17 protein-coding genes are annotated in these 20,761 nt (G+C 67.4%); 11 read left to right on the forward strand and 6 right to left on the reverse strand.

The features are described from left to right. Window positions 1-6: 6 nt before the first annotated feature. Both ACPXB3_RS15290 and ACPXB3_RS15295 read right to left on the reverse strand, forming a co-directional pair. Entirely contained in the window at window positions 7-1,422 is a 1,416-nt protein-coding gene (locus tag ACPXB3_RS15290; RefSeq protein ID WP_425702464.1) for an NAD(P)/FAD-dependent oxidoreductase, read from the reverse strand. Window positions 1,423-1,625: 203 nt separating this feature from the next. After that, complete coding sequence (locus ACPXB3_RS15295) at window positions 1,626-2,201, reverse strand: GNAT family N-acetyltransferase (protein WP_425728236.1); 576 nt, start codon at window positions 2,199-2,201, stop codon at window positions 1,626-1,628. 240 nt (window positions 2,202-2,441) lie between these two features. Here ACPXB3_RS15295 and ACPXB3_RS15300 point away from each other — a divergent pair, with 240 nt between their 5' ends. From ACPXB3_RS15300 to recD, 4 genes are read left to right on the forward strand one after another with little or no spacing between them, the layout of a single operon-like run. Then, window positions 2,442-2,924, forward strand: coding sequence for an acyl-CoA thioesterase (locus tag ACPXB3_RS15300; protein ID WP_425728238.1), 483 nt, complete (start codon window positions 2,442-2,444; stop codon window positions 2,922-2,924). Between the two features lie 16 nt (window positions 2,925-2,940). Beyond that, the gene (recC, locus tag ACPXB3_RS15305; protein WP_425728240.1) at window positions 2,941-6,357 is read left to right on the forward strand and encodes an exodeoxyribonuclease V subunit gamma; all 3,417 of its coding nucleotides are present in this window, start codon (window positions 2,941-2,943) and stop codon (window positions 6,355-6,357) included. Then, window positions 6,354-9,788, forward strand: a complete 3,435-nt coding sequence (locus ACPXB3_RS15310; RefSeq protein ID WP_425702471.1) for a UvrD-helicase domain-containing protein — start codon at window positions 6,354-6,356, stop codon at window positions 9,786-9,788. The genes recC and ACPXB3_RS15310 overlap by 4 nt, the downstream gene beginning before the upstream one ends. Continuing rightward, the gene (recD, locus tag ACPXB3_RS15315) at window positions 9,785-11,722 is read left to right on the forward strand and encodes an exodeoxyribonuclease V subunit alpha (RefSeq protein ID WP_425728242.1); all 1,938 of its coding nucleotides are present in this window, start codon (window positions 9,785-9,787) and stop codon (window positions 11,720-11,722) included. Before ACPXB3_RS15310 ends, recD begins: the two co-directional genes overlap by 4 nt. Before the next feature lie 37 nt (window positions 11,723-11,759). On the opposite strand, the gene ACPXB3_RS15320 is transcribed toward recD, so the two are convergent. Beyond that, on the reverse strand, window positions 11,760-12,512 hold the full coding sequence (locus ACPXB3_RS15320; protein ID WP_425728244.1) for a PIG-L family deacetylase: 753 nt from the start codon (window positions 12,510-12,512) through the stop codon (window positions 11,760-11,762). Between the two features lie 193 nt (window positions 12,513-12,705). On the opposite strand from ACPXB3_RS15320, the gene htpG reads away from it, so the two are divergent. The 3 genes from htpG to ACPXB3_RS15335 are packed head-to-tail and all read left to right on the forward strand — an operon-like array spanning window position 12,706 to window position 15,712. Then, window positions 12,706-14,688: a molecular chaperone HtpG gene (htpG, locus tag ACPXB3_RS15325; RefSeq protein WP_425702477.1), complete on the forward strand. Its 1,983-nt coding sequence runs from the start codon at window positions 12,706-12,708 to the stop codon at window positions 14,686-14,688. Further along, entirely contained in the window at window positions 14,685-15,539 is an 855-nt protein-coding gene (locus tag ACPXB3_RS15330; protein WP_425728246.1) for a hypothetical protein, read from the forward strand. The genes htpG and ACPXB3_RS15330 overlap by 4 nt, the downstream gene beginning before the upstream one ends. Continuing rightward, complete coding sequence (locus ACPXB3_RS15335; protein WP_425728248.1) at window positions 15,536-15,712, forward strand: hypothetical protein; 177 nt, start codon at window positions 15,536-15,538, stop codon at window positions 15,710-15,712. The genes ACPXB3_RS15330 and ACPXB3_RS15335 overlap by 4 nt, the downstream gene beginning before the upstream one ends. A gap of 20 nt (window positions 15,713-15,732) precedes the next feature. Here ACPXB3_RS15335 and ACPXB3_RS15340 read toward each other — a convergent pair whose 3' ends face one another. Continuing rightward, window positions 15,733-16,266 (reverse strand): hypothetical protein, encoded by a 534-nt coding sequence (locus tag ACPXB3_RS15340; protein ID WP_425728250.1) that lies wholly within the window; start codon window positions 16,264-16,266, stop codon window positions 15,733-15,735. Between the two features lie 166 nt (window positions 16,267-16,432). Between ACPXB3_RS15340 and ACPXB3_RS15345 the strand changes: the two genes are divergently transcribed. Beyond that, a complete protein-coding gene (locus ACPXB3_RS15345) occupies window positions 16,433-16,906 on the forward strand; it encodes a nitroreductase family deazaflavin-dependent oxidoreductase (protein WP_425702481.1) in 474 nt (157 codons plus the stop codon). An 11-nt stretch (window positions 16,907-16,917) separates the two neighbouring features. On the opposite strand, the gene ACPXB3_RS15350 is transcribed toward ACPXB3_RS15345, so the two are convergent. After that, window positions 16,918-17,745 (reverse strand): crotonase/enoyl-CoA hydratase family protein, encoded by an 828-nt coding sequence (locus ACPXB3_RS15350; protein ID WP_425702483.1) that lies wholly within the window; start codon window positions 17,743-17,745, stop codon window positions 16,918-16,920. A gap of 110 nt (window positions 17,746-17,855) precedes the next feature. Here ACPXB3_RS15350 and ACPXB3_RS15355 point away from each other — a divergent pair, with 110 nt between their 5' ends. From ACPXB3_RS15355 to ACPXB3_RS15365, 3 genes are all read left to right on the forward strand, one after another. After that, entirely contained in the window at window positions 17,856-18,521 is a 666-nt protein-coding gene (locus ACPXB3_RS15355; RefSeq protein ID WP_425702484.1) for a PaaI family thioesterase, read from the forward strand. A 130-nt stretch (window positions 18,522-18,651) separates the two neighbouring features. Continuing rightward, window positions 18,652-19,593 carry a helix-turn-helix domain-containing protein gene (locus ACPXB3_RS15360; RefSeq protein ID WP_425702913.1) on the forward strand — a complete coding sequence of 314 codons (942 nt, stop codon included), beginning with the start codon at window positions 18,652-18,654 and terminating at the stop codon, window positions 19,591-19,593. Then, a complete protein-coding gene (locus ACPXB3_RS15365; RefSeq protein ID WP_425728252.1) occupies window positions 19,593-20,216 on the forward strand; it encodes a dihydrofolate reductase family protein in 624 nt (207 codons plus the stop codon). Before ACPXB3_RS15360 ends, ACPXB3_RS15365 begins: the two co-directional genes overlap by 1 nt. A gap of 132 nt (window positions 20,217-20,348) precedes the next feature. On the opposite strand, the gene ACPXB3_RS15370 is transcribed toward ACPXB3_RS15365, so the two are convergent. Further along, window positions 20,349-20,761, reverse strand: a 413-nt coding sequence (locus ACPXB3_RS15370; protein ID WP_425728254.1) for an HNH endonuclease signature motif containing protein, incomplete at its 5' end; no start/stop codon positions are given.

The raw sequence follows: 20,761 nt of genomic DNA on the forward strand, positions 1-20,761 counted from the left end.
GCGCGATCAGCTCGCGGCGGTGTCGTCGGCCCCGGCGGAGGCCGCCTCGACTTCCTCGACCGGCTTCTTCTCCAGGGCCGATAGTGCACCGATCGCGGTACGGGCATATACCTGCTGCTCGGTCACCGCGAGCTGCGAGCGACCGCGCGTGGTGAACGCGAAGAACCAGTTGATCAAGGTGTTCAGCCGGTTGCGGAACCCGACGAGGTACACCAGGTGCAGTGCAAGCCAGCCCAGCCACGCGAAGTAGCCCTCGGTTTCGAACTTCTTCTTGGTTCCCGGGATCGGCACCTGCATCACGGCACTGAAGCGGGAGATGGTGGCCATCGACCCCTTGTCGAAGTAGCTGAACGGCTTGCGCTGATCCGGCGTCTGGCCCTTGAGCTCGGCCTTGATCGCATCGGCAGCGTACCGGCCGCCCTGGATCGCACCCTGTGCGACGCCTGGCACCCCGTCGACCGCCATCATGTCGCCGACGACGAAGACATCCGGGTTACCCGGAATGGTGAGGTCGGCTCGCACCTTGACCCGGCCCGCGCGGTCGAGTTCGACGCCGGATTGTTCGGCGAGCTGTTTGCCCAATGGGCTGGCCTGCACCCCTGCCGACCACACCTTGCACTGGGATTCGATCCGGCGGGTGGTGCCGTCCTTCTCCTTCACGACGAGTCCGTCGTAGTCGACGTCGACGACCATCGCGTTGAGCTGGATCTCGACGCCCATCTTCTCCAGCCGCGCCGCGGCCTTGCGGCCGAGGTTCTCTCCGAACGGGGGCAGCACCGCCGGTGCCGCATCGAGGAGGATCACCCGTGCCTCGGTGGGATCGATGTTGCGGAAGGCGCCCTTGAGGGTCTTGTCGCTCATCTCCGTGATCTGGCCGGCCAACTCCACGCCGGTCGGTCCGGCGCCCACGACCACGAAGGTCAGGAGCTTGGCGCGTTCGGCGGGATCGTCGGACAACTCGGCCTGCTCGAACGCCCCCAGGATGCGCCCGCGCAACTCCAGCGCGTGGTCGATGGTCTTCATGCCCGGCGCATATTCGGCGAAGTGGTCGTTGCCGAAGTAGGACTGGTCGGCGCCGGCGGCGATGATGAGCTTGTCGTAAGGGGTGACGGTGACGCGCTCCAACAGTCGCGATGTCACGGTCTTGGCCGTCAGGTCGATCTCGAAGACATCACCCATGAGCACCTTGGTGTTGTGCTGCTTGCGGAGCACCACGCGGGTCGCCGGGGCGATCTCGCCTTCGGCGACGATTCCGGTGGCGACCTGATAGAGCATCGGCTGGAACAAGTGATGAGTCGTCTTGGCGAGGAGCGTGACGTCGACGTCCGCCTTCGCGAGGCGCTGGGCTGCGAAGAGACCACCGAAGCCGGAGCCGATGATGACGACGTGAGGACGTGCCGAAGTCGGGGTGGGACTGCTCATCCGAGAACGTCTCCTACTCGATTGTGGTGATGCCCGATGGTGGACATGAGCGCTCGGTTGTTGCCGGGCGCTACTTGCCATCGTGTACGAACGCGGTCACGTGCGCACGGTTTCCCACGGTAGTCCTCGTCGATGGATCGGTCGCGGCGAGGCGTCACTCACCGACGCGGGTCGCGGCGCGATCCGCGCGGCGGCCGAGGTTGTCAGGCGGTGAGATCGGTCGACGACGGCCAGACGGCGTTGCGCCGCTGCCAGTCCTCGCGCAACAAGTCGTATTCGACCTCGCCGAATCCGTGCGGGTCGTACTCGTCGCCCACGTGTATGCCACAGACGCGCATGCCGAGCTTCTCCATGACGCGCCGAGACGCGGTGTGGGTGGATGTGGCGCTGGCGAACAGGCGCTGCGCCGCGAGATCGGTGAACGCACGGTCGGTGACGATGCGGGCCGCCTCGGTGGCAAGACCCCGGCCCCAATATTCGCGACGCAATCGGTAGCTGAGTTCGAGTTCGGGCCGGCTGGAATGCCGCGGTGCCCGCAGGGACACCCAGCCGAGGAAGGCTCCGTAGCGGCGGTCGATCACCGTCCACATCCCGCCCCGCCCGGTGCGCAACTCGGTCTGGGCCCGCGGTACCACCCAGTCCTCGATGGTGCTGCGCGGAGTTGCATCACCGCTGCTGACGAAGCGCATCACGAGTGGATCGCTGTCGAGGCGCACCAGGTCGTCGATGTCATCGCGCTCGACCGGGCGCAACAGCATCCGCGACGTCTCAATGATCACCCGGTCCCCAATGCCCTCATGCGTGCTTCCCCGATGTGTGCTGGTGGACTCCCGCGACCGGTGCACAATCGGCACGCACGGCAGGGTCCGCTCGGGACACGAGTGTACTGACTCGGTTGGTCCTCCGTCGTCATTTGCGGGTGTGTCGCGGCGGACCCGCCGGCGTGTTCGGCGCAGTGTGCGATGTCGGCGAAACCGGCCCGGCCGTTTCCGTCGGTGGGCCCCGCTAGGCTGCCTCTTGTGGCCATCGATACACCGCCGGGCGACTCCCGGCCCGCCGAGCCGGCAGCAGGGCCGGGCGCGCCCCTTGAGATCGAGCTCCAATTGCGTTGGGGTGACATGGATCTCAACGCTCATGTGAACAACGTCCAGGTCTCCAGGCTGTTCGAGGAGGGGCGTGTGCGGGCGTTCAGTCAATGGTTCGCCGGGGGGATCGATCGGCTCCCCGTGGTGGTGGTACGGCAAGACGTCGAGTTCCGCGCACCTCTGTACTACAGCCTCGAGCCGGTGGTGGTCCGGCAGGCGATCACCCGGGTCGGCACCAGTTCGTACACCATCGGTGCCACCATCACCGCTGCCGACGGCACACTGTGCGCCCTGGCCCGCACCACGCTGGTGGCGGTCGACCCGACGACCAACCGGCCCACCGCCATCCCACAGTCCGCGCGCGACATCCTCGAAACCAACCGGGCCGATATCCCGGAACTACGCCCGCAGAACTGACGGGGTCACACTCGCTATGCTTGCGCTCCACCGTGCCGAACGCACCGACGTCCTCGCCGACGCACTCGCCGAGGTGTTGACCACCCCGCTGTCGGATCCCATGGCCACCGAACTCGTGGCAGTACCCGCCCGCGGCGTCGAGCGCTGGTTGTCGCAGCGGTTGGCGAGTCGGTTGGGGACCTCGGCGGCCCGCGGTGACGGCATCGCCGCCAACATCGGGTTCTGTTCACCGAACGCACTGACCGACATGGTCGTCGATGCGATCGGCGGTGTGGAAACCGCGACCACCCCTGCCGAGCACTGGCGCTCCGACGGATTGGGCTGGCCGGTGCTGGCGGTGCTCGACGATCTCGTCACCGACCCGCAGATGCGAATGCTCGCGCGGCATATCGGTGCACTGGACGAATCCGACGACGGACGGGCCGGACGCCGCTATGCCACCGCTCGCCACATCGCCGATCTCTTCGAGCGCTACGCACGCCGGCGTCCGGGCATGCTCGCCGACTGGGCCGCGGGAGGGTCGGAGGACGGGGCAGGCGGGTCGTTGCCTGTCGACATGTCGTGGCAACCGAGATTCTGGCGCGAGGTGCGTCACCGGATCGGCAGTCCGCATCCGGTGGAACGGATGGGTGCCGTGTGTGATGCGATACGCGCCGATCCGCAGGCGGTCGACCTGCCGGACCGGGTGTCGATCTTCGGGCCGACCCGCGTCAACGAGACCTTCCGTCAGGTGGCTGCGGCGCTGGCGGTCCACCGTGACGTCCACCTCTTCGTTCCCCATCCCGGGCCGGCACTGTGGCGGGCGGTCGCCGGCGCTGGTGCCCCCGACGATGGCCGGCGGAGTTCGTGGCGTGCGCCATCGTTGCGAAATCCCTTGTTGGCCGGCCTTTCCCACGATGTCCAAGAATTGCAACTGACCGTCGCGCCGCTGGTGGATCGAGACATCCACCATGCGGCGTCCGACGGCCCCGCGACGACCGTGCTGGCGGCGGTACAGGCCGGAATCCGCGACGACGTCGATCCGCGTGCGCACCGCGGCACCTGTACCGCCGACGATTCGATCGAGATCCACGCGTGTCATGGCCCCGAACGCCAGGTGGAGGCATTGCGCGATCGGGTTCTGCACCTGTTCAGCGCCGACCCGACACTGCAGCCACGCGACGTGATCGTCATGTGCCCCGACGTGGAGACCTTCGCCCCGTTGATCCGCGGCGCCTTCGGGCAGAGCGGACTCGACCATCCCGCGGCCGCTCTGCGCGTGCGGCTCGCCGACCGCGGCCTGCGCCACCTCAACCCGGTGCTCGACGTGGTGGCCACCGTGGTCGAACTCGGCGCCGCGCGGGTCACCGCCGGTGAGGTCGTCGACCTCCTCGCCCTCGAGCCGGTCCGCCGGCGCTTCGCAATGTCCGACGACGACCTGGAATGGGTGCGGGAGTGGTTGTCGCGCAGTGGAATCCGGTGGGGGATCGACGACACGCAGCGAGCGCGATTCCAACTGTCCGGGTTTCCGCAGGGGACATTCGATGCCGGCCTGGACCGGATCGCGCTCGGTGTGGTCGCCGAGGAGGACGACGGCGAATGGCTCGGCACCGCGCTGCCGCTGGAGGGTGTGGAGAGCACTCAGATCGACCTCGCCGGCCGGCTGATCGAATTCGTCGATCGGCTCTCCTCGCTGCTGACCCGACTCACCGCCACCGCGCCTGCGGCCGAGTGGACCGACACGCTCATCGCCGTCGTCGAGGATCTCACCGACATCGCTCCCGGGGAGGAATGGCAGGTGGCGCAGGCTCGCCGAGCGATCACCGAGGCACTGTCGCCCACCACTGGGGACGCCGAGCGCGGGCAGAGCGATCCGGCCGCCACACTGCGGCTTTCGGACGTCCGTGACCTCGTCGCCATGATGATCGCCGGCCGGCCGACCCGAGCCAACTTTCGCACCGGTGAACTGACGGTGTGCACCCTGGTGCCGATGCGGTCGGTGCCACACCGGGTGATCGTGCTGCTCGGTATCGACGCCGACGCGTTCCCCCGCGCCCTGCGCGTGGACGGCGACGATATCCTCGGCCGCGTCCCCATGCTCGGCGAACGCAATCCCCGTGCCGAGGACCGGCAACTGTTCCTCGACGCGCTGACGGCGGCGCAGGAGAATCTGCTCGTGTTCTACACCGGTGCCGATCCGGTGTCGGGCAGTCGGGTACCACCTGCGGTGGTGATCAGCGAACTCGCCGAGACGGTCGCCACCCTGTGCGCGATGCCATCCGACGACGTGATCTGCCGCCACACGCTGCACGGGTTCGACGCCCGCAACTTCGAACCGGGGGCGTTCCGCGGCATCGCCGAACCGTTCAGTTTCGATCAGGGGTTGCTCGCCGGCGCACGTGCCCTGCGCGGGACGACGCGACCGGCCGCCCGGATCGCCGACAGCCACCTCGAAGGTCGTCGCGGCACCCATTTCGAGGAGTCCACCGACGACGTCGAATTATCTTCGCTCGTCGCTTTTTTCGCGAATCCGATCGAAGGATTCGTCCGGCAGCGACTCGGCGCCCGGATGCCTGAGGACGAGCGTGGCGACGACGACCGCCTCGATGTCGCACTCGCCGGTATCGACGAGTGGGCGATCGGCGACCGACTGTTGACCCGGACACTGGCGGGTGCCGATCTGCGTGACTGCCAGATGGCCGAGTTGCGGCGCGGCACATTGCCGCCTGCCGAGTTCGGGCGGCGGGAGCTGACCCGGATCTCGCGGCAGGTGGCCGCGGTCCACGAGGTCGCGGCCGGGTTGCGTCAGGGCGATCCGGCGACCCGCGACTTCGTCCTCGATCTGCCCGGCGGGACACGTCTGCACGGCAGCGTCGGCGGCGTGTTCGGCAACGGCATCGTCGAGGCCACCTACTCCAAAGTGCGGGCCAAACAACGTCTGGCCGCATGGATCCGGCTCGTCGCGGTCGCCGCCGCGCACCGGTGTGGTGCCGTCGGCGGGGCGGCCGTCGACTCCATCACGATCGTCGGCCGCGCCGACCGGAAGGCACCCGGCATCACCGCGGTTCGGCTCGCGGCGCCCGACGACCCGCTGGCCACGCTCGCCGACCTCGTCGCCATCCGTCGGCTCGGCCTGCAGATCGTCCTGCCGCTGCCGCTCGATCCGGGGGCCGCCTACGGAATCAAACGCGCCGGGGGCAGTTCGGACTCCATCGCCCTGGTCGCAGCCGAAACCCGGTTTGCGTCGATGTTCGGCGCACAGAACGATCCCTATCTGCGCCTGGTCTACGGCGGCGACGTGACGACAACGGTCGCCTTCGACGAACTGACCCGGTTACGGGTGCCCGACGACCCGGTGTGGGGGCAGGTCGGTATGTCCGCGGGGGAGCCGGTGTTCACCACCCTCGCCGGGCGGATCTGGGAGCCGATCGTCGCCCATGAGGAGATCCGATGACCTTCCCGGCAACCGGCGTCGCCCGCGGCCGGCTCGATGCACCACGTCCCTTCGACCTCACCGAACCGCTCGACGAGCACACCACCGTCCTGGAGGCGAGTGCGGGCACCGGCAAGACCTACGCCATCGTCGGTATCGCCGCGCGGCACATCGCCGAGGGCCTGCCGATCGACAAACTGCTCCTGGTCACCTTCAGTCGCTCGGCGACCGCCGAACTCCGCGAACGGATGCGCGAGCGACTCACCGGACTGCTCACCGCCATCGACACCTCGACGCGCGGGGAGGTGCCTTCCGACGCCGACGAACTCGTCACACTCCTCCTGACCGGTGCCGCCGAGGAGATCGCGCTTCGCCGGGACCGGCTGGCACGCGCCCTGTCGGACTTCGATGCCTCGACCATCGCGACCACGCACACCTTCTGCAACCGGATGCTCGAAGCCCTCGGGTTCCTCGGCGAGCGGGAGTTGATCTACGAGATCGTCGAGGACGTCGACGATCTCGTCGAACAAACCGCTCTCGATCTCTATCTGCGGGGCTTCGCCCGCGACCCGGAGGACCCGGTGTTCACCTTCGACGACGCGGTGATCATCGCGAAGGAAGCCGTTCGAAACCCGGCTGTCGACCTGGTTCCGGCCGATACCGGGGCCGGTGCGGCCGCGCACCCGGCCGATCTGGTCGCCACCCGACGGGTCAACTTCTGCGGACTCGTCCGCAAGCTCGTGGAGGAGCGAAAGCGTGAGTCGCGGCTGCGTACCTATGACGATCTGCAGATGATCCTGTACGCCATCGTCACCGACGGGCAGATCGGCGCCGACGCGTGTGCACGCATCCGCGACACCTTCGAATTGATCCTCGTCGACGAATTCCAGGACACCGACCCCTTCCAGTGGGAGATCCTGCGGCGCTGCTTCCACGGTCACCGGCGGCTGGTCCTGGTCGGCGATCCCAAACAGTCGATCTATGCCTTCCGGGGTGCGGAGATCCTCAGCTACCTCGACGCGGTTCGCGTCGCGCAGCAGCGTCTGGCCCTCGACACGAACCGGCGTTCGGACGCCGACCTCGTCGACGCACTCTTCCGGGTGTACGGCGGGGCCAATCTGGGCAACGATCAGATCACCGTGCACGAGGTCACGGCGCAGCGGGCCCAGAGCCGCCTCGCAGCCGCGGACGGCACGGCGGTTCCCTCGTTGCGGCTGCGGTGGTTCACCCACGGTGACTTCCCGGTCACCATGCGCAACAGCGCATTCGCGTCGGTCAACGATGTGCGGGAATCGGTCATCGCCGACGTCGCCGCCGACATCGCCGCACTGCTCTCCTCGCGCACGCAGATCACGACCGATGCGGGTGCCCGGGCCGTCCATCCCGGTGACATCGCGATCCTGGTGTCGGCGAATCGCACCATCGAGCCGCTGCAGAATGCGCTGGCCACCCACGGCATCGGTTCGGTGGTGGGTACCGGAACCAGCGTCTTCGCCACGATGAGTGCCCAGCACTGGTTGTGGCTGATCCGGGCGATCGAGTCGCCGTCGCGGACCGACCGCGTGGCGCTGGCGGCGATGACGCCGCTCGTCGGCTGGACCGCCGCCGGACTGGCCGCCGCCGCCGAGTCCGAACTCACCGAGCTCGCCGCTCGATTCGGCGATCTGGCAAGGGTTTTCGACGAGGGCGGATTTGCCGCGATGGCGCAGCGCCTACTTACCGACAACGGCGTCGCCGGGCGGGTGCTGGCGCAGGAGGACGGCGAACGCAGGCTCACCGATCTGCTGCAGGTGTCGACGGTGTGCAATCGCCATGTCGTCGAGAACGATTGCGGGCTCACCACGCTGGGGGAGTGGCTGGCCGACCGGATCGGCGACGAATCGTTGTGGCGCCGTTCCGAAGAACAGACGCGCAGGCTCGACCGCGACACCCAGGTCGTACAGATCATGACCGTGCACGCGAGTAAGGGTCTGCAGTTCCCGATCGTCTACGTGCCCTTCGGCTGGGACGGTGCGCGTAACTCCAGGCCGAAGACCTTCCGGTACCACGACGAGGACGGGCGCCGTCATGTCGACGTCGGTGGGGTGGATACGACCGGACGCCCGGAACGCCTGCGCCGCAGCGTCGCCGAGGATGCCGGCGAGGATCTGCGCAAGTTCTACGTGGCCTTGACGCGCGCGGGCTCACAGGTGGTCATGTGGTGGGCGCCGTCGCGCGGCACCAGCGAATCGGCTCTGCACCGCCTGCTGTTCGGGCATCCGGCCGGGTACATGGCCCCGGGTACCGACGTCGGCGAATCGGTACGGGTACCCGATCCGGACGAATGCGCGAGCCGGCTACAGCAACTCGGCGCGGGTTCCGACACGATCAGTGTGGAGTCGGCGGGCGGCCTCGTTCCGGGCCGCTGGGAATCCGGGGACGCCGGGCCGGTGCAGGCAGAGTTGGCAGCGGCGGTGTTCACCGGGCGGATCGACCGCGGTTGGCGCCGCACGTCATACTCGGCGATCGTGGCCGGTGCCGGCCACGCCATGGCGGGCCCGCTCACCTCGGGCAGCGAACCCGAGCCCGAGGCGCAAGCCGTCGACGACGAGCCCGCAGACAGCGGTGACCCGGCACCGGTCGGTCCGGCCGCGGGGGCGGCATCTGCGGAGGACGGCACGCCGTCGCCGATGAACGGCATGCCGTTCGGTGCGGCTTTCGGCACGCTCGTACACGAGACGCTGGAGTATGTCGACACCTCCGCGCCCGACCGGGCCGCGCATGTCCGCGAACTCTGTGAACGGTCGGCGGCCCGGTATGCGCTCCCGGTGGATGTGGATGCACTGACCGGGGCGCTCGAGAAAGTGTTGACCACTCCGCTCGGATTCGGTGACCTGTGGGGAATCGGCCCGCGAGATCGGTTGGCCGAACTCGACTTCGAGATGCCGCTGGGCTCCGGTGGCGCGCCCCTCGAGCCCCACCGGGACGGTGCCACGCTGTCGGCGATCGGCGACCTGATGCGTGAACTGCTGCCGCTCGGCGATCCGCTGCGCCCGTACGCGCAGGTACTGACGTTGTTGCCGCCGCAGCGATTGCGCGGATTCCTCACCGGCAGCATCGATTCGGTGCTGCGGACCCCCGACGGCCGATACGTCGTCGTCGACTACAAGACCAACCGGCTGCGCCCGGGGGAGCTCGTGGTCGAGGACTTCTCGAACGAGGCCATGGCCGCGGAGATGATCCGCTCGCACTATCCGCTCCAGGCACTGCTGTATTCGGTTGCGTTGCATCGGTATCTGCGCTGGCGGCTGACCGGATACAACCCATCCCGGCATCTGGGGCCGGTGCAATATCACTTCGTCCGGGGCATGGCCGGGCCGGCGACGCCACCGGGTTGCGGCGTCTTCGAATGGTCGGTGCCGCCGGAACTGGTCATCGCCCTATCGGATCTGCTGGCGGAAGGACAACGATGACCACCACGCCACCCTCGGCGATCGCTGCCGAGCCGCACGGGATCGCGGCGGCCGGACTGCTGCACCAGGCCATGGCGGCCGGGATACTCGACGCCGCCGACATCCACGTGGCCACCCGGCTGGTCGGCATGTGCGGGGAACCGGTGTCCGACACCGCTCAGCTGGTGACGGCGCTTGCCGTGCGCGCAGTGCGCCTCGGATCGACCTGCCTGGCGCCGCGTGACGTCGCAGAACCAATCGGCGACACCACCGATCCGGCGATGCCCGCGCTCACGCTGCCCTCGCCGGAGGCCATGATCACCGCGCTCCGGTCGAGCCCCCTGGTTCGGGGCGGCGCGGGCGGACCGCTGCGGCCGCTGGTCGTCGCCGACTCCGCGGACGGACCACTCGTGTACCTACGCAAGTACTTCCAGCAGGAACAGGTCATCCGCACCGTTCTCGCCGAGCGCTCCGAATCGGCGCCGGGCGCATCGGTCGAGGAGATCCTGCGCGCCGTCGACGACGTGTTCGCCGGCACCGCCGACGTCGCGCCGCGGCAGCGGCTGGCGACCGCGGTCGCCGCGACGCGCTGGACCTCGGTGCTGACCGGCGGCCCGGGAACGGGCAAGACCTACACGGTCGCCCGCATCCTCGCGGTGCTCGAACGGCTCGGCTCGGCGCGTCTGCATGTCGCCGTGTGTGCGCCGACCGGGCGGGCCGTTGCGCAACTGCAGGCCTCGCTCGACGGTATGCGGCGGGCACTCGGGACCGGCACGGGCACCGGCGCGCACGGTGACGTCGCCGCCCCATCGGTCCATGCGGTGACCGTCCACGGACTGCTGGGATGGCGTCCGGGTTCGCGGCCCCGCTACGGCCGCACCAATCGGTTGCCGCACGACGTGGTCGTGGTCGACGAGACGTCGATGCTCTCGGTGACCGCGATGAGTCACCTACTCGAGGCGGTACGTCCGGACGCGCGACTGATCCTCGTCGGCGACCCGCATCAACTCGCCTCCGTGGAGGCCGGTGCGGTCCTCGCCGACCTCGTCGAACGCGAACCGAGTGGCACCGCACTCGACGCGGTGACCGCCGGCCTCGCCGACGAGTCTGGCATCACCGTCGCCGAGCGGCCACGCCTGGCCGACGGCATCGTCGAGCTGACCCGCAACTTCCGCAATCGGGATGGCATCGCCGCCGTGGCCACCGCGGTCAACGCCGGCGACGCCGACGGAGTCCTCGAACTCATCGGGTCGGGCGACTTCGACGACGTCACGCTGGTCGACGCCGACGAGCCCGCGATCCGAGACGACATCGTCGCCTGGGGCACGGCCTTGTGGTCGGCGGCGCGCACCGCCGATGCGCAGGGCGCGTTGCGAATTCTCGACTCCCATCGGGTGCTGTGTGCGCACCGGGAGGGGCAGTGGGGTGTGCAGGGCTGGTCGCGCCAGATCACTGAGTGGCTCAACGATGTGCCTGGGCATCCGGTCGTGAATGTCGAGGCGGCGATCCCGGCGCCCGGCGTACCGATTCTGGTGACCGCGAACGATCGGCAGAACAAGGTGTTCAACGGTGACTGCGGGGTGGCGGTCGCTCTGCTGTCGGAACAGTCCGCCCCGTCCGCCGGCGAAGGGGAACCGGCGTTGACCGTCGCCTTCCGGCGCAGTGAGTTCAGCGATCCGGTGTTCATCCCGCCGGCTCGACTCGCGGACACGATGTGGGCGTATGCGATGACCATCCATCGTAGTCAGGGCAGTCAGTTCGACGCGGTGACCGTTGTCCTGCCACCGGCCGATTCGCCGCTGCTGACGCGAGAGTTGCTCTACACCGCCATCACCCGCGCGAAGACGCGGGTACGGATTGTCGGCAGCCCGGAGACGTTGCGTGCCGCGGTCGGACGCCGCGTGCACCGGGCGAGTGGGTTGCGCTCGGCACTCGCCAACCCGCCGACATGGTAGGACCATACGCGTGGAAGTGATTGCTACACAACGAGTGTCAAAGCTCGCAGCCACCATGGACGAGGTCACGTCGGATGTAGCATTCGGTGCCGAACAGTCGGTCGAGGCGTTGAGTGGGCAGTGCCATCAGCTTGGCGATCATGTGGCTGCGCTCGACTTCCGAGCGATGTGCGGCCACGGCGGCGGCCTTGCGCTTCACCCACGCCGACACGTCGAGCTCCAGATCGATGTCCGACGGCGGTGTTCCGGGCAGTGCGTAGCGGGAGATGGTCGGAAAGAAGTCGTCGGCGACGTCCTCGACCATCCAGTCGGCGATGGTCGACATATACACCGAGCGCACCCGCCACGCCGGGCCGGTGCTGCGGTGCAGCATCGCGGCCCCGGCGGCGTCGGCAGCAGCGAGCGCCAGCCGATGTGCGTGCACATGATCACGGTGGCCATAGATCCCGACCGGATCGTAGGTGATCAAGACCTCCGGGCGTAGCCGGCGGATGTGGCCCACGAGCATCCGTACCTCGCTATCGAAGCTGACGTCGCAGAACTTACCGCTTCCCGGCGCCGACACCGGCACACCGTCGTCGGCGTACCCGAGCATGATCGGGTCTCTGGAGACCCCGAGCTCTTTGAGTGCATTGCACAGTTCGCGGTGCCGGGAGGTGCCCGTGGCCCACGTTGCGGTGACCACCGATACGTCTCCGCCGCGTTCGACGTGACGTGCGATCGTTCCGCCGGTCCACAGTGATTCGTCATCAGGATGGGCGTGCACGCACATCAGTCGAGGTACCGTCATCAGCGGTGACACCCTCCCTCGTCATTGGCAACAGCCCCGGTCCAGCGACGCTGTGAAGCCAGACGTGCACGGATGATTGCACCCTGTTCACCGTACTGTGTCGCCGTCTCGCTAAACTGCGACGTTGTTCCCTGACCCGAGTCCGTCGGCTGCGAGGTAGGGATATGTGATCAGTCATCCGTGGAGGTCGTCGATGAGTACCGCATCCGAAACCAGAGAATTCCAGGCCGAGACCCGGCAGCTTCTGGACCTGATGGTCCACTCGATTTACTCGAACAAGGACAGCTTCCTGCGCGAGTTGATCTCCAACGCGTCCGACGCGCTGGACAAGCTGCGGCTGGAGTCGTTGGTGAACAAGGATCTCGACGTCGACACGTCGGATCTGCACATCACCCTCGACGCACAGCAGCCCGGCGATGACGGCACCGGCCCGCGAACCCTGACCATCGCCGACAACGGGATCGGCATGACCCGTGACGACGTCGTCGAGCTCATCGGCACGCTCGCCAAGTCGGGTACCGCCGAATTGCGCAAGAAGCTCGCCGAGGCGAAGGACAGTTCGGCCACCGAGGAACTCATCGGGCAGTTCGGTATCGGCTTCTATTCGACGTTCATGGTCGCCGACACCGTCACCCTGGTGACCCGCAAGGCCGGTGAGACCTCCGGAACCCGCTGGTCGTCGACCGGTGACGGCACCTACACCATCGACGAGGTCGCCGACGCGCCACAGGGCACGTCGGTCACGTTGGCGCTCAAGCCGGTCGACACGGAGAACGATCTGCACGACTACACCGATCCGGCGACGCTGCGCTCGCTGGTCAAGAAGTACTCCGACTTCATCGGGTGGCCGATCCGGATGGACGTGGAGAAGACCACGACCACCCCGGCCGAGGAAGAGGGCGGCGAGCCCACCACGGTCACCACCGTCGAGCCCGAGACCATCAACTCGATGAAGGCGCTGTGGGCGCGTTCGCGTGACGAGGTCTCCGACGAGGAATACGAGGAGTTCTACCGGCACGTCTCCCACGCCTGGGACAAGCCGCTGGAGATCATCACCCTCAAAGCCGAGGGCACCTTCGAATACCAGGCGCTGCTGTTCATTCCGACGCAGGCACCGTTCGACCTGTTCATGCGGGAACGCAACGTCGGCATCCAGCTCTACGTCAAACGCGTGTTCATCATGGATGACTGCGAGGAGCTGATCCCCGAGTACCTCCGGTTCGTGAAGGGGGTCGTCGACGCGGCCGACCTGTCGCTGAACGTGTCCCGCGAGATCCTGCAGCAGGACCGGCAGATCCGTGCCATCCGCCGCCGCCTGACCAAGAAGATCATCTCGACCATCAGCGAGCTGCGGTCGGCTCGCGCGGAGGACTTCCAGACGTTCTGGTCGACCTTCGGTCGCGTCTTCAAAGAAGGTCTGGTCAACGATTTCGACAACCGCGACGCGATCCTCAAGGCTTCGGTGTTCGCGTCCACCGAGAGCGAGGAGGAGCTGACCTCGCTGGCCGACTACGTCGGCCGGATGCCGGAGAAGCAGGATTCGATCTACTACATGACCGGTGAGTCACGTCAGCAGATCGAGAGCTCCCCGCATCTGGAGGCATTCCGCGCCAAGGGAATCGAGGTCCTGATCCTCGCCGACCCGGTCGACGAGATGTGGGTCGGCGCCGGTCTGGAGTTCGAGGGCAAGCAGTTCCGTTCGGTCGCCAAGGGTGCGGTCGATCTCGACGAACTCGACGGCGAGAAGGAGTCGGAGGACTCCACCGACGACGCGAAGACCAAGGAGTTCGAGGGCCTGTTGTCGTGGCTGGGCGAGACGCTCTCCGACGACATCACCGAGGCCCGGCTGTCCAAGCGACTCACCGAGTCGGCCGCATGTCTCGTCGGCGATGACTTCTCGATGTCGCCGCAGTTGGAGAAGCTGTATCGAGCCTCCGGACAAGAGGTCCCCAAGACCAAGCGGGCACTCGAACTCAACGCTGATCACCCGCTGGTCGTCGGCCTCAACAAGGCGTTCGACGCCGCCGGGGATCACGATGGGCTGACCGAGAAGGCCAAGCTGGTCTATGGGATGGCGCTGATCGCCGAGGGCGGCGAACTCGACGACCCGGCAGCGTTCTCCCGCCTGCTCGCAGCCGAACTCACCGACTCCCTCGGAGGAGCATCACAGGCGTGAGCAAGGCCGCCACTGTAGGGCGGCGCCGGTCCACGAGTTGGTGGATCGCCGGCGCCGCCCTGCTGGTGGTGGGCGTGGTGAGTCTCGTTGTGACAATGGTGTTCACACGTGACTCCGGCTCGTCGGGCGCGCCGGGGACCCCGGTTGCCACCGTGCGTGCGTTTCTGGGTGCGGTCGCCGACGCGGACAGCCCTGGCGCGCTGCGCCTGATGTCGCCACCGCCGTCGGTCGAACTGTTGGGCCGTGACGCGTCTGCCCGACAGCACGCCGGCGCCGCGATCACCGATATCTCGGTACACGAGCGGGCGGCTCACACTTCCTCGGCAGTGTCGAACTCGACGGCCACCGCGGATACCGGGAGGGCCGAGGACGCAGCGCTGCTCGTCGACGCCGGTTTCCGCATCGGTGACCGCGCGGTGCACACGACGTACCGGGTTGTGCGGGCCGGCGATCGGTGGCTGGTGGCCGACGGGTTCGCCCGGGTCGAGATATCCGCGACGAGGATTCCCGGCCTGACCTTGCTCGGCCGCCCGACGACCGGAGCGCGCACCGTGTACGTTTTTCCGGGTCGGCTCGTTTGGGGCTCGGGCAATCGCTACCTGCGGGTGACAGATCGCTCGGACGTGACCGGTGGGAACGCACCGGTCACCCGCGTCACCCCCGCCGTCGCGCTGACCGACGCCGGGACGGCCGCGTCGGATGGGCCGTCCGCGGCTATCTGGACCGGTGCGCCGGCTCCGTGGAGGCCGATGCCTCGACCGACCGGCCCGGCTGCGTGCAGCGGCTGTACCGTTCGGCGGTCGTCTCGTCGGTCCGGTGGAGCGCGCCGGTCGGGCTCGACGACTTGGTGACCGACATCGATCAGGCCACCCCGACACAGGTGTCGATATTCGGCAGCGTCACCTGGCGGGCCCGCTACACCGCGACCTACGGCGGTTCCGCCGACGACGACGTGTCCCAACCGATGGTGGGTTCCGTCGACCTCGCGGCGCGACCGGTCCCGGTCTACTCACCCGATGGGTGAGTGTCTTCGGGGCGGTGGAACTACGAGGCCGCTTCCAGAGGCTCCGGCAGTGCCTCGCCACCCGGCGCGCCGGGTACAGCCACGACGTTGATGTCGTTGGCCCGAAACAGCGGCAGCAGCGGCACCCGCCGACGGACGGCCGCGTCGGTGATCATCGACGCCCAGCCGCGGTCGCGTGCGGTGAGACCATCCGAACCCGGACGGGTCAGCAGGCACGCCACCGACAGATCGTCTGTCGCGGATATCGTTTCGCCCAGGCGAAGCAACAGCATGTCCATCAGGTGCCGGTTCGGGGTGTCGGGGAGTGGCAGAGTGCTCAGTGCCGGGATCAGTTGCGTACCGCGCTCGACGAACACGAACCAGAGTGTCGGCTCACTGAATCCCAGCTCCCCCAACAGGGCGCGCCAACGTTCACGGAGTTCGGCGGCATCGTGGAACGGCAGCTTCGCGACCGCGGTCGGCGGGATCGGATCGCGGTCGGGTCGTCCGTCGTCGGGCACGCCGGGCGGGTTCGAGGTCGATGTGGCGGGGGTGCTGTGGTTTTCGTGGGTCATGGACAGATCCTGCGCGCCGGATGCGATGCAGCGGCCGGGCCCGTCCACAGGTGTGGATGGCGTGCTTGACCTTTCGGGGTGGGCAATCCACCATGTCGCGGTCGTTTGCCCGGGTGAGGTGGGTGGTGTCGTCGGAGCTGTCATGGACCGTGCCAGACTGAGAGCTATGGGACTGCTCACCCCCGTGGCCATCCGGGTTGGATCGATTTCGTGGATGCCCCGGTACTTGCCGCGAATCGTTCAGTGTGACAACGCGTTACGTAAGATCACTGGTGAACGGTACGGTCTGCTCGACATCGCCGGTCTACCGAGCACCACCGTGATCGTCGCGGGACGGCGCAGCGGGGTGGTACGTCGTACCCGGCTGCTGGCCGTGCCTCGCGCCGACGGTGCCTGGCTGATCGCCGGATCATATTTCGGCGGGACCGCCACCCCCCAATGGGTCTACAACCTGCGCGCCACCGACACCGCCGAGATCATCGACCACGGAGAGATCCGTCCTGTACGAGTGACAGAACTCCACGACACCGCGCGCGCCGGCGCCTGGCAGGAACTGCGGGCGGTGTGGCCGAACTTCGATCTCTACGAAATGCGAACCGATCGGGTGATCCCCGTCTTCGAGCTCACGCCCGAGGAGTAGACGCGTGGCGGTCACGACCCGCTGAAGCGGGGCTTGCGCTTCTCGAAAATGGCAGTGACGGCCTCGGTGAGGTCGTCACTCGGCAGGAACGCGGCGTTCCATGCGGCAACGTATCGCAGGCTGTCGGCCTGCGCGGCGTTGCGCGAATGGTCGAGGACCGATTTGATCCCCGCGACCACCAGCGGGGGATTGTCGGCGATCTCGCGTGCGGTTGCGCGAGCGATCTCCAACGCCCCCGCAGGTGTCGGCGCGACGTCGTTGACCAGTCCGATCCGTTCGGCGCGGGCCGCATCGATGTCTTTGCCGGTCAAAGCCAGTTCACGCAGATGGCCGTCGCCGATGATCCCGGGCAGGCGGGCAAGACTGCCCACGTCGGCGACCATCGCGACCCGTACCTCGCGCACGCTGAACTTGGCGTCGGCGCTGGCATACCGGATGTCGGCGGCGGTGATCAGGTCCACGCCGCCACCGATGCACCAACCGGTCACGGCCGCGATCACCGGCGTGCCACAGTCGGCGACGGCGGTGATCGACGCCTGCATTCGTCGGACCACGCCGTGGAAGTCGGTGCGCGCCTTGGCTTTGGCACCGTCGGCAAGAACCGGCGCGAGGTCACCGCCCATCGCCGCGAGATCGAGACCGTAGGAGAAGTGATCTCCCGATCCACGAAGGACGATCGCCCGGACGTCGTCGTCGGCGTCGAGCCCGGCGAAGAGCACCGGAAGCTCGGCCCAGAAATCCGGGCCCATCGCGTTGCCCTTGCCTGGACCGATCAGCGTCACCTCGGCGACATGGTCGGTGACCGAGACCTCGAAGGCCTTCCACTGTTCGTCACTCATGGATATGAGGCTACCGAGTGGCCATCTCGCATACGCATCGACTGCGGCTGTTACAACGGGGGGTGGCCATGCGTCGCCCGATCGGCGCGGAGAACGGAGTTCAAAACGTCATGAGCGGCTACTTTCTGGAGGACCTCGGTCCCGACGAGTTGCGCGAACGGACCCAGGTGGCCCAGACCCTCGCGGCCGAGGTGCGAGCCCTGATCTCGGCGACGGTGCTCACCGAGGTGGAGGCCGATGCGGCCGCCGAAGCCGTCCGGCACATCGAGGCCGCCACCGAGATCTTGCGGGCGGTTCGCCTCGACGAGGACTCCTTCGGTGCCCGGTTCACCCGCGACGGCGCCAAGCGGACGTGGGGGAATGCCGTCATCGGGACGCGCAACCCGGTGGCCCCGCCGGTGGTGCTGAACCATGACGGCGAGCTCACGTGGTCGGAATTCGAATTGGGGCCGGCCTATGAGGGGCCCGCCGGACTGGTACACGGCGGAATTCTGGCGGCGATCCTCGATCAGATCCTCGGCTCGGCCGCCGACCACTCCGGGCATCCCGGTATGACGGGCACGCTGACCATCCGTTATCGGCAAGGCACCAAGCTGGGCAAGGTTCGCGCCGAGGCGTGGCTGGATCGGGTCGAAGGAGTCAAATCCATTGCGGCCGGGCGGATCATGACCGAGGAGGGGATCACCGCGGAGGCCGAGGGCATCTTCATCCTGCCGCGGTGGGCGCGCGAGACCGACGCCGCCGAGAAGCTCCGGAAGTCTCTCGGTGATGGTTGACCCTCGGGGACCGGTGACGCGCGGAGGCCGGTGGTGACCGCCCATGCGGGAGCCGGGGTGGGCAAGAACGGTCAAGCACAAGAGGGCATGCGCGGCCGATACTGGATGCCATGACGACATGGGCGATCCGATGACGGTTCCGGGCGATCGCGACCGGGTTCGTGAACTCCTCGACGCGGTACTCGACGACGGCAACACGTCATTGGCCGGGATGGCCGCGAGCGTGCATGCCTCGGAGTTCCACTTCAACAGGCAGGTGAGCCGCTTTGCGGGGGAGTCTCCGGTGGCGATGCGCCGGCGGGTGATGCTCGAGCGGGCGGCCTGGTACCTGCGGCGCGGTCACCGCGTCACCGACGTCGCCTTTGATTCCGGCTACGAGAGTGTCGAGGGATTCAGCCGGGCCTTCGCCCGCGCATACGGACATCCGCCGAGTGCGGCCGGAGACGACCCGGGACGCGGACACTGGCTACCTGCACCCAACGGAATCCACTTCCATTCGCCCACCGGGTTATACGTGGAGGGTTCGGCGTCGAGTGCAGATACTGCCGGCAATGTGGTGGCGTTGATGGTGCGCCATGACCTCGACGACACCGCTGTTCTCCTGGATGCCGCCAAGCAGCTCGATCGGGCGGATTATTCGCGGATCCGATTGCCCGGCAACCGGATCGTCCGCTGGCCGGAATCCGACGATTCCGTCGAGCATGTGCTGATCCATCTCGTCACCGACAAGGTCCCGTGGCTGACGGCCATCGAGGGCAGCGACATGCCCGAGACCGAAACGGGCGACCTGGATTCGCTGGTGGCGCTTCATCATCAGGTTGCGGGACGATGGTTGTCGCTGATTCGCGACATCGACCGGCGCGGAACGTGGTCGGACCGCGTGATCGATGCGATCTGTGATCCGCCCCAATCCTTTTTGCTGTCCGAAATCGTCTCACATGTAATGACTTTCGCAGCGCACCGCCGGATGCTGTTGCGGATGATGCTCGTCGACGCCGGCCTCGACATGTCGGCGCCCGAACATGACCCTGACCTGATCATCTGGCACCGCAGACATTCTGGAGGATTGTGATGACCGACTCGACGCGCTGGCGGTACTACACCGCGATGACACTCGACGGGTATCTCGCTGACGACCATGACGACCTGAGCTGGTTGCTGAGCCAGCCGATCGACGAGAACGGCCCGATGAATCATTCCGACTTCATCGGCGACATCGGTGCCATCGTGATGGGAGCCACCACGTACCAGTGGCTATTGGAGAACGAACTGGGGCTATTGGAGAACGAACTGGGGCTATTGGAGAACGAACTGGGGCTATTGGACAACGAGTTGGCACAGGGGCGCCCGTGGCCGTATACGGTACCGACCTTTCTGTTCACCCATCGCGCTCTCGACCCGGTGTCCGCGACGATTCGCGTGGTATCCGGCGACCCGTCGTCCCTGCGGGCGGACATCGACGACGCTGCGGCCGGTAAAGACGTGTGGATCGTCGGGGGAGGTGGTCTCGCCGCCCAATTCGCCAGAGCAGGCATGCTCGACGAGATCATCGTGTCGATCGCTCCGGTCACCCTCGGCAGCGGACGCCCCCTGTTCACCGAAGCCTTCGACCTGACGCTGGTCGACTACGCCCGGAATGAAGCATTCCTCTGCGCCCGTTACGAAGTCGTCGGTCCCCGCGATCCGGTTCGGTGACTTCGGCTCGGGGTCGTACTGAGTCCGGGGCCGCGCCCTATGAAGTTCTCAAACAACAGTTGCGGTCCCGGCGGGCCGGGTGCGGGGGTCGGGAAGTCTTGTGGGTAGGCCTGTTTCAGGCGGCCAGTGTGGTCAGGCAGCGCTGTCGAGGCGTAGGGTGCGTCGGTTGTAGGCAGGTAGTGGTCGTCGTTTCGGGTCGACCGTGGCGGGCGGGATGAGCCACGGATGCCGGTCGAACCCCATCACCACATCCCAGCCTCGATCGTGGACGTCGTGGTGGCATGCCGTGCACAGCAGGCAGCCGTTGTCCAGGTCGGTGGCCCCACCGTCGGCCCAATGCCGCAAATGGTGCGACTGGGTGCGCGAGGCGGGTGCACCGCATTTGATGCAGCATTCGTCGCGGAGGATGAACGCTTTGCGTTGGGCGTTGGTGAACAATCGTTTACGGCGTCCGAGTTGTAGGGGTGTTTGTTCGTCGTCGAGGATGGCGACGGTCAGTTGGGCGTCACACGTCAATGTGGTGGCGAGTTGGTCGGTGACCGGCC

The sequence above is a fragment of the Gordonia sp. DT219 genome, from assembly GCF_049847065.1.
GTDB lineage: Bacteria > Actinomycetota > Actinomycetes > Mycobacteriales > Mycobacteriaceae > Gordonia.